Source organism: Rhodococcus rhodnii NBRC 100604 (genome assembly GCF_001894925.1).
In the GTDB taxonomy this organism is placed as follows: domain Bacteria; phylum Actinomycetota; class Actinomycetes; order Mycobacteriales; family Mycobacteriaceae; genus Rhodococcus_F; species Rhodococcus_F rhodnii.
The window spans coordinates 21,579-35,035 of record NZ_BCXD01000034.1 but is presented as its reverse complement, the minus strand read 5'-3'; the positions used below and the strand labels follow the sequence as shown (position 1 = coordinate 35,035).

At 69.8% G+C, this 13,457-nt stretch carries 16 protein-coding genes; 8 read left to right on the top strand and 8 right to left on the bottom strand.

Annotated elements, in window-relative coordinates; translation table 11 throughout:
- Positions 1 to 2: 2 nt before the first annotated feature.
- Positions 3 to 842, bottom strand: a complete 840-nt coding sequence (locus RR1_RS19345; protein WP_010839589.1) for an LLM class flavin-dependent oxidoreductase — start codon at positions 840 to 842, stop codon at positions 3 to 5.
- A 118-nt stretch (positions 843 to 960) separates the two neighbouring features.
- Between RR1_RS19345 and RR1_RS19340 the strand changes: the two genes are divergently transcribed.
- The 3 genes from RR1_RS19340 to RR1_RS19330 all read left to right on the top strand — a co-directional run bounded on the left by RR1_RS19340 (position 961) and on the right by RR1_RS19330 (position 3,025).
- Positions 961 to 1,326, top strand: coding sequence for a GNAT family N-acetyltransferase (locus RR1_RS19340; protein ID WP_010839588.1), 366 nt, complete (start codon positions 961 to 963; stop codon positions 1,324 to 1,326).
- Complete coding sequence (locus tag RR1_RS19335; protein WP_010839587.1) at positions 1,323 to 1,787, top strand: carboxymuconolactone decarboxylase family protein; 465 nt, start codon at positions 1,323 to 1,325, stop codon at positions 1,785 to 1,787. The genes RR1_RS19340 and RR1_RS19335 overlap by 4 nt, the downstream gene beginning before the upstream one ends.
- Positions 1,788 to 1,879: 92 nt before the next feature.
- A complete protein-coding gene (locus RR1_RS19330) occupies positions 1,880 to 3,025 on the top strand; it encodes a low temperature requirement protein A (RefSeq protein ID WP_371836795.1) in 1,146 nt (381 codons plus the stop codon).
- A gap of 21 nt (positions 3,026 to 3,046) precedes the next feature.
- On the opposite strand, the gene RR1_RS19325 is transcribed toward RR1_RS19330, so the two are convergent.
- On the bottom strand, positions 3,047 to 3,499 hold the full coding sequence (locus tag RR1_RS19325; RefSeq protein WP_010839585.1) for an SRPBCC family protein: 453 nt from the start codon (positions 3,497 to 3,499) through the stop codon (positions 3,047 to 3,049).
- Positions 3,500 to 3,802: 303 nt separating this feature from the next.
- Between RR1_RS19325 and leuA the strand changes: the two genes are divergently transcribed.
- Positions 3,803 to 5,611 carry a 2-isopropylmalate synthase gene (gene leuA / locus RR1_RS19320; protein ID WP_010839584.1) on the top strand — a complete coding sequence of 603 codons (1,809 nt, stop codon included), beginning with the start codon at positions 3,803 to 3,805 and terminating at the stop codon, positions 5,609 to 5,611.
- 92 nt (positions 5,612 to 5,703) lie between these two features.
- A complete protein-coding gene (locus RR1_RS19315; RefSeq protein ID WP_010839583.1) occupies positions 5,704 to 6,102 on the top strand; it encodes an SHOCT domain-containing protein in 399 nt (132 codons plus the stop codon).
- Here the strand turns inward: RR1_RS19315 and RR1_RS19310 are convergent.
- Positions 6,071 to 6,991: a LysR family transcriptional regulator gene (locus RR1_RS19310; RefSeq protein ID WP_010839582.1), complete on the bottom strand. Its 921-nt coding sequence runs from the start codon at positions 6,989 to 6,991 to the stop codon at positions 6,071 to 6,073. The two genes, RR1_RS19315 and RR1_RS19310, sit on opposite strands and share 32 nt — an antisense overlap.
- A gap of 72 nt (positions 6,992 to 7,063) precedes the next feature.
- Between RR1_RS19310 and RR1_RS19305 the strand changes: the two genes are divergently transcribed.
- From RR1_RS19305 to RR1_RS19295, 3 genes are read left to right on the top strand one after another with little or no spacing between them, the layout of a single operon-like run.
- Complete coding sequence (locus RR1_RS19305) at positions 7,064 to 8,032, top strand: EamA family transporter (RefSeq protein ID WP_010839581.1); 969 nt, start codon at positions 7,064 to 7,066, stop codon at positions 8,030 to 8,032.
- Complete coding sequence (locus RR1_RS19300) at positions 8,016 to 9,305, top strand: Mur ligase family protein (protein WP_193746164.1); 1,290 nt, start codon at positions 8,016 to 8,018, stop codon at positions 9,303 to 9,305. Before RR1_RS19305 ends, RR1_RS19300 begins: the two co-directional genes overlap by 17 nt.
- Positions 9,298 to 10,005: a type 1 glutamine amidotransferase gene (locus RR1_RS19295; RefSeq protein WP_010839579.1), complete on the top strand. Its 708-nt coding sequence runs from the start codon at positions 9,298 to 9,300 to the stop codon at positions 10,003 to 10,005. The genes RR1_RS19300 and RR1_RS19295 overlap by 8 nt, the downstream gene beginning before the upstream one ends.
- 4 nt (positions 10,006 to 10,009) lie before the next feature.
- Here the strand turns inward: RR1_RS19295 and RR1_RS19290 are convergent, their stop codons facing one another.
- From RR1_RS19290 to RR1_RS19270, 5 genes are all read right to left on the bottom strand, one after another.
- Positions 10,010 to 10,435 carry a class I SAM-dependent methyltransferase gene (locus RR1_RS19290; protein ID WP_010839578.1) on the bottom strand — a complete coding sequence of 142 codons (426 nt, stop codon included), beginning with the start codon at positions 10,433 to 10,435 and terminating at the stop codon, positions 10,010 to 10,012.
- 22 nt (positions 10,436 to 10,457) lie between these two features.
- Positions 10,458 to 11,870, bottom strand: coding sequence for an MFS transporter (locus RR1_RS19285; protein ID WP_010839577.1), 1,413 nt, complete (start codon positions 11,868 to 11,870; stop codon positions 10,458 to 10,460).
- 86 nt (positions 11,871 to 11,956) lie between these two features.
- A complete protein-coding gene (locus RR1_RS19280; RefSeq protein WP_010839576.1) occupies positions 11,957 to 12,517 on the bottom strand; it encodes a TetR/AcrR family transcriptional regulator in 561 nt (186 codons plus the stop codon).
- Positions 12,514 to 13,122: a recombination mediator RecR gene (gene recR, locus RR1_RS19275; RefSeq protein WP_010839575.1), complete on the bottom strand. Its 609-nt coding sequence runs from the start codon at positions 13,120 to 13,122 to the stop codon at positions 12,514 to 12,516. Before recR ends, RR1_RS19280 begins: the two co-directional genes overlap by 4 nt.
- 13 nt (positions 13,123 to 13,135) lie before the next feature.
- Positions 13,136 to 13,450 (bottom strand): YbaB/EbfC family nucleoid-associated protein, encoded by a 315-nt coding sequence (locus RR1_RS19270; protein WP_238559056.1) that lies wholly within the window; start codon positions 13,448 to 13,450, stop codon positions 13,136 to 13,138.
- Positions 13,451 to 13,457: the final 7 nt, after the last annotated feature.

The following is a 13,457-nucleotide window of genomic DNA, read 5'->3' as shown; positions in this document are numbered from 1 at the left end:
CGTCAGCCGAGCGCGTCGCGGACCCGCGGAATCGTGTTCTGCGCGAACCCCGACAGCTCGCTGTGGATCGCCGGGCAGTCGATGAGGAAGCCGTCGATCCGGAACTCGCGGGCGTACCGGACGAAGAACTCGACCTTGTCGTCGAGCCCGGAGATGTCGCCGACGTTGAGGATGCGACGGATGGAACCCGGATCACGGTTCGCCTTCTCGGCTCCGGCGTCGATGAGATCGTTCGCGGCGGCGAGGCCGTCGTCGTCGATGTACCCGAGCGACGGAATCCAGCCGTCGCCGAGTTCTCCGACAGTGCGGAGCATGCGCGGCTTGTAGGCACCGAGCCAGATGCCGATGTCGTGCACCGGAGCCGGGCCGGGGTGCAGGCCCTTCACCGAGTAGTACTCGCCCTCGTGCGTGATCGACCGTTTGCCGCTCCACATCCCGCGCACGATCGTGACGGCCTCGCGCAGCGCCTCGACCGACTCGCCGGGCGAGCGGCGGGGGCCGCCCATCGCCTCGATGGCGTCCCAGAAGATCCCGGCGCCGAGACCGAGTTCCACTCGCCCGCCCGAGAGGAGGTCGAGCGTGGCCGCGGACTTCGCGAGCACCGCGGGCGGACGCAGCGGCAGGCACGCGACGTCGGGGAACACGGTGATCTTCTCGGTCACCGCCGCGATCGCCGAGAGCAACGTCCAGGTGTCGAGGAACCGCGACTGGTACGGGTGGTCCTGGATCCCGATCAGGTCGAAACCGAGTTCGTCGAGCCGCTTCGCGGTGTCGAGCAACGCGGTCGGTGCTCCTGCCTCGGGGGCCGGGAAATAGCCGAACTGCGGGCGTCGGTCGGTCATCGGTGGGTGTGCTCCCGTCCGTCGGCGCTGGGGCTGTCCCCCGCCATCATGCCGCCTCCCACGTGTGCCGTGGGCCGATCGCGACGACGAGCCCGGGGCGGGCAGGCATAGTGGTTCCATGAGTACCGAAGACACCACCGAGCCGACTGTCGACCACGCCACGGCACTGCACCGCTACGAGGTCCACGCCGACGGAACTCTCGCCGGGTTCACCGAATACGTCGATCGCGACGATGCCACCAAGGGCGCACAGCGGGTCTTCTATCACACGGAGGTCGATCAGGCGTTCGCCGGACGCGGGCTCGCCGGCACGCTCGTGGGCCGGGCGCTCGCCGACACCGCGGCATCGGGCCGCCGCATCGTCCCGGTGTGCCCGTACGTCGCGAAGTACGTCGAGAGCCACCACGACTTCGACGAGGTCCTCGACAAGCCCACTCCCGCAGCGCTCGCCGACGTCCGCGCCGCGACGGGAAGCGGATCGTGACCGGTCCGTTCCGCGTCGCCGTCGACAAGCAGGCGCCGTCCGTCTTCAAGGCGATGAACGCGGTCGCGGCCGAGATCGGCGCCCGCGCACAGGCTGTCGGGCTGAGCAGGCGCATCGTCGAACTCGTGAACGTCCGTGTCTCGCAGATCAATCGGTGCGCGTTCTGCCTCGACCTGCACACCCGGCGCGCGCGTGAGGCCGGGGAGACCGAGCAGCGGCTGGCCGTGCTGCCCGCGTGGCGCGAGGTCGATCTGTTCGAGCCCGCGGAGCGTGCCGCACTCGAGATAGCCGAATCCGTCGCGACCGTGGACGGCGAGCACATCGACGACGCGAACTACGCACCGCTGCACGAGTTCCTGGACGACGACCAGATCGCCGTCCTCGTCTGGACGGCGATCACGATCGGCGCCTACAACCGCGTGTCCATCATGAGCGCGCACCGCGTGCGCGAACGCACCTGACGGGGGCGACCCTGACTCGACAGCGGCGCCGCCTCGCCGACCGACTGCGACCGCAGCCGGTCGACGAGCGCGCGTCGGTCTCGACGCTCGAGCTGTTCTTCGACCTCGTGTTCGTCTTCGCGATCACGCGGGTCACCGACATCATGGTCGCCGACCCGACGGGCCGCAGCGTCCTGCACGGCGTGCTCGTCATGGCGGTGCTGTGGTGGAGCTGGGTGGGCTACGCGTGGCTCGGCAACGTCGCCCGCGCGGACGAGGGCATCGTCCGCGTCGTGATGTTCGCGGCGATGGGAGCCGTGTTCGTCACCGCGATCGCGATCCCCGAGGCCTTCGACGATCTGCCGGGCGGGCTCTACGGCCCGCTCGTGTTCGCGATCGGGTACTTCGCGGTCCGCGCGATCCACCTCGCCGCCTTCTGGCTGCTCAGCCGCGACGACCCCGACCTGCGCCGCCAGTTGCTGCGTTTCGCGCCGAGCATGGTCCTCGGCACGACCCTGCTGCTCGTCGCGTCGCAGACGACCGGCTGGGTGCAGACGAGCCTGTGGATCGGAGCGCTCGTCGGCGACTACCTCGGCACGCTGCTCGGTGGCGAGGGCTGGCGGCTACGGTCGGTCGGCCATTTCGCGGAGCGACACGGCCTCATCGTGCTCGTCGCGCTGGGCGAATCGATCGTCGCGATCGGCATCGGCGTCGCGAGCAGGCCGGTGACGTGGGGAATCGTCGTCGCCGTCCTGCTCGGGCTGATCGTCTCGGGGCTCCTCTGGTGGGCGTACTTCGACGTCACGATGCTCGACGCCGAACGCGCCTTCCGCCGCGCTCGCGGGCGTCGGCTCATCCGGATCGCACGAAACGGATACAGCTTCTTCCACCTTCCGATGGTGGTCGGCATCGTGCTCGCGTCGCTGGGCCTCGAGATCGTCCTCGAGATGGTCGCCGACGGCAATCACCACCGGCTGACCGATCCGCTGAGCGGCTGGCCGCTCGCGGGACTGTGCGGTGGCGTCGCACTGTATCTGGCGTCGGTCGCGCTGTTCCGCTGGTACGTCGCGGGCACGCTGCTCACGCATCGGCTCGCCGTCGCGGCCGCCCTCGTCGCGGTGCTCGTTCCGCTCGGCTCGGCCGTACCGGCGCTCGTCGTCCTGGGGATCGTCGCGGGCGTGCTCGCCGTCATGATCGGCGCCGAACTCGTGCGCTACGACGACCTGCGCCGGCGGATCCGGCATCCCGAACGAGCGTGAATCGGTCTGCCCTGGTGCCGATCAGTCCGCGTAGTACCGCGCTTCGAGTTTCGTGCGCAGTTCGCTCTCGGTGCGGCGGACCGCCTCGCCGACCATCGGTTCGACGAGCTTGCCCAGCGCCTTTCCGGCGAGCCCGCCGGGGAGGCCGTAACCGAACTCCACGTTCAGCCGGGTCTCGTCCGGGCTGACGGCCTCGAAATGCCACCGGGAGCTGTGCGCGAATCCGTCGACGGTCTCGAGCACGAACAGTTCGTTCTCGGTCCATTCCGTCGTGCGCACCGTCGCCTCGAAGACCTTGGGACCGAGCTTGAGGCTCGCGGCGTACTTCGCTCCCAGGCCGCGCTCGACGTCGCCGACCGGGTCGAAGCGCGACAGCCCGAACATCCAGTCGGGAACGTACCAATGGTCGCTCACGTACTCGAACGCGAGCGGGGCGGGGACCGCCGTCACTCCGCTGTGCCGGATCCAGATCATGAGCGTCCTCCACATCACGTCGGCGCGACGACTGCCTGCGACGCCGCGTCACGGATACTTTCTCACACCTGCCCGTGACCTGTGCAACAGCCCGGTGTCGCCCCGGCCCCGGCCCCCGTTCCGGCACGGAGGGGCGTGACGTACACTCGGGGAATGCAGCGCGCGCTCCTTCTTGGTTGCCGCGGCGGGGCCTGACACGAGATCGGCTCCCTGTCGCGGGTTTTTCGGCGCGCCGATCCGATTCGTTCCCCGATACTCCGGTATCCGCGAACGCTCGATCACGACCTCGAGGATTGTTTCGATATGTCCCCTGCTGACGCTTTCACCTCCGGTACTCGCACCATCACGCCGCCGTCACGGCCGGCGCCCACCGAGCAGCCTTCCTGGAACACCCAGAAGGACTCGTCGATGCCGACGTTCCGTTACCGCCCCTTCGCCGACGAGGTCGAGCGCATCTCGCTGCCCGATCGCACGTGGCCCGACAAGGTCGTCGAACGTGCCCCGCAGTGGTGTGCCGTCGATCTGCGCGACGGCAACCAGGCCCTGATCGACCCGATGAGCCCGGCCCGCAAGCGCCGCATGTTCGACCTCCTCGTCCGCATGGGCTACAAGGAGATCGAGGTCGGCTTCCCGTCCGCGTCGCAGACCGACTTCGACTTCGTCCGCGAGATCATCGAGGACGGCGCGATCCCGGACGACGTCACGATCCAGGTGCTGACGCAGTGCCGGCCCGAGCTGATCGCCCGCACCTTCGAGGCCTGCGAGGGCGCGCGGAGCGTCATCGTCCACTTCTACAACTCGACGTCGATCCTGCAGCGCCGTGTCGTCTTCCGCGCCGACGAGGAGACGGTGAAGAAGATCGCGACCGACGCCGCGACGCTCGTCCTCGAGGAGTCGAAGAAGCATCCCGAGACGCACTGGCGCTGGGAGTACTCGCCCGAGTCGTACACCGGCACTGAGCTGTCGTACGCCAAGGAGGTGTGCGACGCCGTCACCGAGATCCTGCAGCCGACGCCCGAGAACCCGGTCATCCTGAACCTGCCGGCGACGGTGGAGATGGCGACGCCGAACGTCTACGCCGACTCCATCGAGTGGATGCACCGCAATCTCGCTCGCCGCGACTCCGTGATCCTGTCGCTGCACCCGCACAACGACCGCGGCACCGGCGTCGCCGCCGCCGAACTGGGCTATCAGGCCGGCGCCGACCGCATCGAGGGCTGCCTGTTCGGCAACGGTGAGCGCACCGGCAACGTGTGCCTGGTGACGTTGGGGCTGAACATGTTCACGCGCGGAATCGATCCGCAGATCGACTTCTCCAACATCGACGAGATCCGCCGCACCGTCGAGTACTGCAATCAGCTGCCGGTGCACGAGCGTCACCCGTACGGCGGCGACCTCGTCTACACCGCGTTCTCGGGCAGCCATCAGGACGCGATCAACAAGGGTCTCGACGCGATGAAGGTCGCGGCGGACGGCCAGGACGCCGACGTCGACGACATCGTCTGGGAGGTTCCGTACCTGCCGATCGACCCGAAGGACGTCGGCCGCACGTACGAGGCCGTCATCCGCGTCAACTCGCAGTCGGGCAAGGGCGGCATCGCGTACATCATGAAGACCGATCACGGCCTCGCGCTGCCGCGTCGCCTGCAGATCGAGTTCTCGCAGGCGGTCCAGGCCGTCACCGACGGCGAGGGCGGCGAGATCTCGCCGAAGGAGATGTGGGACATCTTCCACGAGGAGTACCTCGCTCCCGTGACACCGCTCGAGCGGATGACCCAGAAGGTCACCGCGGCCGAGGTCGACGGCGGGACCGACGCCATCAGCGCCGTCGTCAAGATCGACGGCGCGGAGAAGGAGATCTCGGGTTCGGGCAACGGCCCGCTCGCCGCGTTCGTCGATGCGCTGTCGACGGTCGGCTACGACGTCCGTGTCCTCGACTACTCGGAGCACGCGATGTCGGCCGGCGACGACGCCCAGGCCGCGGCCTACGTCGAGGCAGCCGTGACGACCGCGTCCGGTGGCACCACCGTCGTCTGGGGTGTCGGTATCGCGACGTCGATCACGACCGCGTCGCTGCGCGCCGTCGTCTCGGCGGTCAACCGCTCGCAGTAACGTCGTTCCGCAGAAACCCCCTCACCGTCGGGTGAGGGGGTTTCTGCGCATTTCGGCCGCCGGATACGCACGGCAGTGCCATATTCGACGGTATGGACACGTACCTCGACTCGTTCTGGGATTTCCTGTGGCTGATCGTCGTCACGTTCGCGTTCGTGGCGTACCTGATCCTGCTGTTCCTCATCATCAGCGACCTGTTCCGCAACAAGCAGTCGTCGGGCTGGGCCAAGGCTGCGTGGGTGATCTTCCTGTTCCTGTTCCCGCTCGTCACGGCCCTCGTCTACCTGATCGTGCACGGCGACGGAATGGCCGACCGCGCCTCGCGGGAGGTGAAGCGTGAACAGGCCGAACAGGATTCCTACATCCGTTCGGTCGCGGCGTCGACGCCGTCGGCCGAGATCGCGAACGCCAAGGAGCTTCTCGACGCCGGTGCGATCAGCCGCGAGGAGTTCGAGCGCCTCAAGGCTCACGCCCTGGGGAAGCTGAGCTGACGTCCGCGGCGCTCGCGACCGCGCGGAACGCCGCCAGCACCGCCCCGACGGCGGGCACGCGCTCCGCGCCGGGACGGTGCGTCAGCTCGTAGATCCGTGCCGCCCGGACTCCCGCGAGGGTCCGGGCGGCGACGCGTGGGTGGGTGACGGCGTGCCGCGCCAGCAGTGCGACGCCGAGGCCGGCGGCGACCATCTCCTCGATGACCCGGAAGTCGTTGATCCGGTGGACGACTCGCGGCTGGACGCCCGTCGCTGCGGCGACCGACAGCAGGACGTCGTCGACGGGGAAGCCGCCGCGCACACTGATCCAGCTCTCGTCGGCCAGCTGCTCGATGCGCACCGAATCCTGCACCGCGAGCGGATGATCCGGCGGGAGGATGAGGTCGATCGGCTCGCGCATGAGCGGTTCGGCCACCACCCGCGCCGACGACGACGCGGGTGCGCGTTCGTCGCGGTGCGTCAGGACGACGTCGTAGTCGGCGAGCAGGTCCGGCACCGCCGAGGCCGGGAGGTCCTCGTCGCGGGCTTCGACGTCGACGCCGCTGCCGGCGAGCGCGACGAGCAGTCCGGGCAGCAGCAGCGCCGCTCCCGACGGGAACAGCGCGACGCGGACCCGCCCGTACGGGGAACCGGCGTAGGCACGCATCTCGGCGTCGGCACGGCCGAGTGCGGCGAGGACGTCGTCGGCCCGGACGACGAGCGCACGCCCGGCGTCGGTGAGCCGCACGCGCCTGCCGTCGGGTTCGAGCAGGGCGACGCCGGCTTCCTTCGCGAGGACCTTGAGCTGCTGCGACACGGCGGACGGCGTCATCTGCAGTGCGTGTGCGGCCGCCGAGACGGTGCCGCGGTCGGCGAGCTCGCGGAGGATCCGCAGCCGGTCGGAGTTCATGTAGGAAAACTACATGGTTGTTGAACGAATTATTGCTTGTGCTGGATAGTTCGTACTCCGCACGATGAGGTCATGACGCTCCGCGATCGCACCCTCGCTCTCACCGTCGTCGTGCTGTGGGGACTGAACTTCATCGCACTGCGCAGCGGACTCGACCACTTTCCGCCGTTCTTCTTCGCGGCCCTGCGCTTCGCCGTCATCGCCGTACCGGTGGTGCTGCTCGTGCGGCCGCCGAAGGTCCCGGTGCGATGGCTGCTCGGCTACGGTCTCGGCTTCGGCGTCGGCCAGTTCGCATTTCTGTTCTGGGCAATGGATTCCGGGATGCCGACCGGCCTCGCGTCCGTCGTCCTGCAGTCCTCTGCCCCGTTCACCGTGGTGCTCGGCGCCCTGCTGCTGCGCGAACACCTGCATCCCGTCCAGGTCGCCGGGCTCGTCGTCGCCGTCGCGGGGATGACGGTCATCGGCTGGGATCGCGCCCAGCACGCCGCACTGATCCCCGTTCTCCTCACGCTCCTGGCCGGCCTGTCGTGGGCGTTCGGCAATCTCTCGAACCGCCTCGCCGCGACCGACGAGCCGATGCGGCTGATGCTGTGGATGTGCGTCGTGCCGCCGCTGCCGATGTTCGCGCTCTCGTTCGCCGTCGAGGGCCCGACTGCCGGCTGGGATGCCCTGGCGGAGTCGCCGGGTGCCTGGCGGGCGCTCGCCGGACTCGCCTACACGGCGCTCCTCGCGACGATCGTCGGATCGGGCCTGTGGACGGCGCTCATGAGCCGGTATCCCGCGAGTTCCGTCGCGCCGTTCTCGCTGCTCGTGCCGATCGTCGGCATCGCCGCGTCGTGGCTGCTGCTGCACGAGACGCCGAGCGTGTGGTCGCTGCTCGGCGCCGCGATCGTCATCGCCGGTGCGACAGCCGCCACACCTCGCGTGCGTCGTGACGTGACACCCGCACACCTCGATCTTCCTGCCCCCGCCGCGGCTGCGATGCAGGTGGGCGACCGGGTGGGCACTGTGCCAGACTCGGGCCGTGGGAACAGTCACTGAGCCGCTCGGCGCCCGCGCACTCGGGCTGCGGACGCGCCTCGCGCTGCGTGCGGCGGGCGCGGCGTCGTGGGCCTCGCGCAAGGCCGGACGGGGCAACGGGTCGATGATCGGCGGCCTCGTCGCGCTGCGGATCGATCCCGAACTCCTCACCCGCATCGGGCGTGGCCGGAGCACGGCGATCGTCACCGGCACCAACGGCAAGTCGACGACGACGCGAATGACCGCTGCAGCGCTCGCGACGATCGGCGACGTCGCGACGCAGGCGGACGGCGCGAACATGGACGCCGGCATCGTCGCCGCGCTGTCGTCGCACCTCGATGCGCCGATCGCCGCTCTCGAGGTGGACGAACTGCACGTCCCCCACGTCGCGGACGCCGTGCAGCCGCAGGTGCTCGTGCTGCTCAACCTCAGCCGCGATCAGCTCGACCGCGTCGGCGAGATCAACGTGATCGAGCGCAAGCTGCGCGCATGTGTGGACGCACACCCCGAGACGACGATCGTCGCGAACTGTGACGACGTGCTCGTGGCGTCGGCGGCCTACGACGCGAAGAACGTCGTGTGGGTCGCCGCCGGCGGCGGCTGGGCGTCGGATGCCGCGAGTTGCCCCCGCGACGGCGAGCCGATCCTGTGGGACGGCGAGCACTGGCGTTGCGAGAGCGGCGATCTCGTACGGCCGACCCCGTCGTGGTGGCTGGACGGCGACGTCCTCCACGGCCCGGACGGGCTCGAGCTCCCGCTGAAGCTCGCGCTGCCCGGAAAGGCGAACCGCGGCAACGCCGCTCAGGCCGTCGCCGCCGCCGTGACGATGGGCGCCGAGCCGCACGACGCCGCCGCGGCCGCGGGCGCCGTACAGGAGGTGGCGGGCCGCTACAGCACGGTGCAGCTCGGACCTCACTCCGTGCGCATGCTGCTCGCGAAGAATCCCGCGGGCTGGCAGGAGGCGCTGTCGATGATCGATCCGACCGCCGACGGCCTCGTGATCGCCGTCAACGGACAGGTCCCCGACGGGGAGGATCTGTCGTGGCTGTGGGACGTGCGATTCGAGCACTTCGAGAATGCGAAGGTCGTCGCGGCGGGCGAGCGTGGCACCGATCTCGCGGTGCGACTCACCTACGCCGGTGCCGATCACACCCTCGAGAAGGATCCGATGCGCGCGATCGCGTCGTGCCCACCGGGGCGGGTCGAGGTGCTCGCGAACTACACCGCGTTCCGTGATCTCAACACCGCGATTTCTCGTGTGACCCAAGAAGATCGGAGCGCGAGCGATGCCTGATTCGACCGTCCGGATCGGACTCGTACTGCCCGACGTCATGGGCACCTACGGCGACGGCGGCAATGCCCTCGTACTCCGGCAACGACTGCTCATGCGCGGGATCGACGCCGAGATCGTCCAGATCACGCTGAAGGACCCGGTTCCCGAGTCGCTCGACCTCTACACCCTGGGCGGCGCCGAGGACTACGCGCAGCGCCTCGCGACACGTCACCTCACGCGCTACCCGGGTCTACAGAAGGCGGCGGAGCGCGGTGCTCCCGTCCTCGCGATCTGCGCCGCCATCCAGGTGCTCGGACACTGGTACGAGACGTCGACGGGCGAGAAGGTCGACGGCATCTCGATGTTCGACGTCACGACCACCCCGCAGGAGACCCGCGCCATCGGCGAGGTGAGCACGCACCCCCTCCTGGAAGGGCTGACCGAGCCGCTCACCGGCTTCGAGAATCACCGTGGCGGAACGGCTCTCGGCTCCGATGCGTCGCCGCTCGCACGCGTGCGCAGCGGCGTCGGCAACGGCGCGGGCGAGCCGGTCGAGGGCGTCGTACAGGGTTCGGTGATCGGGACGTACATGCACGGGCCCGTCCTCGCGCGCAATCCGCAGCTCGCCGACCTGCTGCTCGAACGGGCGATCGGGGAGAGCCTCGCACCGCTCGAACTCGACGAGGTCGCGCAGCTGCGCCGGGAGCGCCTGCGCGGCTGAGGCGTCACTCGCGATACGGCGTGAGATCGACCGCCGTCATGGGATTCCCGGTGTCGAGGTGAAAGCTGCCGCCGGATCGGACCGCCGCGGCGATGCGGGCGAACGCGGGACGTTCGCGTGACGGGTGCCTGCCGTCGAGCGCGCCGACCCGGACGGCGAACGCGAGATCGAACGGCTCGCCGTCCCACACGAACTCCTCGATCGCGCCGCGGCGGTAGGCCAGCTGATCGGGACCGCCCGCACGCTCGGCTGCCGTGATCGCGGCCGCGGACCGATCCAGCCCGAGCACGAAGCCGTCGGCTCCGACGCGGAACGCGATCTCGCGTGCCGCGGCGCCGGGGCCGCATCCGATCTCGAGCACGCGCATCCCGGCACGCAGCGGCAACGCGTCCACGACGGCGCGCAACCGCGGCGACAGCGAGTCGGCCATGTGCCCGACGCTACCGGTCGCGTCAGACCGTGACGGCGGGTTCGGTGCCGCGAGAGCGGACACCGCGCGGGAGGGCGAGAACCGCGACGAACACCAGGACCGAGAGGCCAGCACACACGAGGTACGCGACGGAGAACGCGCCGGCACCGACCGCGAGGGTGCCGAGCAGCGACGCGACGACGGCGCTGCACACCATCGTGCCGACGGTCCGGGCGAGGACGTTGACGCCGTTCGCGGCGGCGAGCTGGGACTGCGGCACGGCGGGCAGCAGCAGGAGCGGCAGCGTGCTGTAGGCGAGCGCGGTGCCGGTCGCCGTCACGGTGAGCGCGACGACGACGAGCCAGAGCGGCTTGCCGACGACGGCATGGATTCCGTACCCGGCGAGCAGGCACAGTGCACCGGCGAGCATCGTCGCCTTCGTCCCGAGCCGTTCCGAGATGCGCACGCCGACCTGAGCGAACACGATCATCGACAGGCTGAGCGGCAGCTGGCACAGCCCCGCGAGCAGGATGCCGAGGTCGTAGCCGTCGGCGGAGCGCGGCGCCTGGATCAGCTGCTGCGTGACGAGGGCGTTGCCGTAGAAGGCGAAGCCGACGAGCAGGGCGATGGCGTGCGGGAGCGCGACGGCGGGCCGTACCGACGTCCGCAGGTCCACGAGAGCGTTGCGGGCACGGAGCTGCTGGAACGCCCACAGCGAGAGCAGCACGACCGACGCCGCGAACATGCCGAGCACGGCGGGCGACGTCCAGCCCCACGTGGCGCCCTGGGTGATGGGGACGAGCAATGCCACGAGCGCGCTCGACAGCCCCACGGCACCGAGTCCGTCGAACCGGCCGCCGGTGCGGGCGGGCGACTCGCGGATCCAGACGGCCGTGGCGGCGAGCAGGCCGAGTCCGAGTGCCGTCGTGATCCAGAAGAGCAGGTGCCAGTTCGCGTACTCGGCGATCACGGCCGCGAGCGGGACGCCGAACGCGGTGCCGACGCCCAGCGTCGAGCTGGGCGTCGCGATCGCCTGCGGTACGCGCAGCGGCGGGAGTTCGTCGCGGAGCATCGAGATGCCGACCGGGATCACGGCGGCGCCGAATCCCTGGAGCGCACGGGCGCAGATGAGGACGGCGATGTCGGAGCTCACGGCGCAGGCCAACGAGCCCACCGTCATCGCGGTGAACGTCACGAGCAGCATCCGCTTCTTGCCGTACATGTCCGCGAGGCGGCCGAAGATCGGCGTCACGACGGCGCCGACGAGCAGGGTGATCGTGATGAGCCACGAGACCGCCGTGGTCGATGCCCCGGTGAACGACGGCATGCTCGGCAGCAGCGGGATCATGACCGTCTGCAACACCGCCTGGAAGGTGCCGGCGACGGCGAGGATCGGGAAGACGAAGCGCGATGCGGTGGGGGCGTCCGCCGTCGCGCGGGGAGGTGCGAGCGTCATCGCACCTCCGTTCCGCGGCCGTGGGTAAACGCCAATTCACCCCACGGTAGGTGAATAAACGTTCACCTCGCAACTCGCGACAGCGGCTACGGAGTGTCGATCAGCTGCTGCACGAGCGGCGCGTACCGCGCGACGACCTCGTCGACCGCCCCCGTCGCGTGCTCGGCGAGCATCCGGCGCCGCATCACCGCGAGCCCGGTGACCATCGACATCACGAGCTCCGCGCGCAGCCGGGTGTCGTCGCCGTCGAGCAGCCCCGCGAGCACGTCGATCATCTGCGCCGAGTAGTTGCCCCGGAGCTTCGCGACGCTGTCCTCGCTGGTCGCGCTCATGTAGAGGATGCTCGTCGACAGCGGCTTGTAGGGCTCGCGCGGTTGCGCGAACAGCCGCACGATGTGCTCGCCGAGACGGTCACGCGGAACGCTGAACACCAGGTCCGCGGCGCCACGGAAGTCGACCACGGCCTCGAACAGCTTCTCCTTCGAGCCGAAGTACTTGATGATGAGCGGCGCACTGACGCCCGCGTCCTCGGCGATCTCCTTGAGGGTGATCTCGGCGTAGGGCCGCGACCCGAACGCTCTGCCCGCGGCATCGAGAATCGCGCCACGCGTGCGTTCACCCGTCCGCCTTCCCCCGGCCTCCGTCACAGTGCACGCCGCCCCGACAGGGCACGGCCGAGCGTGAGCTCGTCCGCGAACTCGATGTCGCCGCCCATCGGCAGGCCCGACGCGAGCCGGCTCACCGTGAGGCCGGGGAAATCGCGCAGCATCCGCACGAGATACGTCGCCGTCGCCTCGCCGACGGTGTTCGGGTCCGTCGCGATGATGACCTCGCGCACGTCGACGCCGTCCACCTGGTTGCCGATGCGCGCGAGCAACTCGCGGATCCGCAACTGCTCCGGGCCGACGCCCGCGAGGGGATCGAGCGCGCCACCGAGTACGTGATAGAGCCCCTTGAACTCGCGCGTGCGCTCGACCGCCTGCACGTCCTTGGGCTCCTCGACGACGCACACCAGCGTGCGATCGCGACGAGGATCGGCGCAGATCCTGCACTGCTCCTGCTCCGAGACGGTGCCGCAGACGGTGCAGAACTGCACGCCGTCGCGCACCTTCTGCAACGCCGCGAGCAGCCTGTCCACCTCGGGCGGCGGCGTTCCGAGCAGGTGGAACGCGATCCGGCCCGCACTCTTGGGCCCGACGCCCGGCAGCTTGCCGAGCTCGTCGATGAGATCCTGGACCGGACCTTCGTACACCCGGGGTGTCCCTCTAGAAGCCGGGAAGCCCGGGGATGCCGCCGCCCAGACCGCCCGCGAGCGGCCCGAGCTTGCTCGCGGCGACTTCCTGCGCCTTGCCCGACGCGTCCGCGATCGCGCCGATCACGAGATCCTGCAGTGTCTCGACGTCGTCCGGATCGACGACCTTGGGGTCGATCGTCAGGCCCACGACCTCACCCGTTCCCTTGACCGTCGCCGTGACGAGGCCGCCGCCGGCCTGTCCGCTCACCTCGGCCTGCGCGATCTCCTGCTGCGCGCTCATCAGCTGCTGCTGCATCTGCTGCGCCTGCTCGAGGAGCTTCGACATGTCCGGT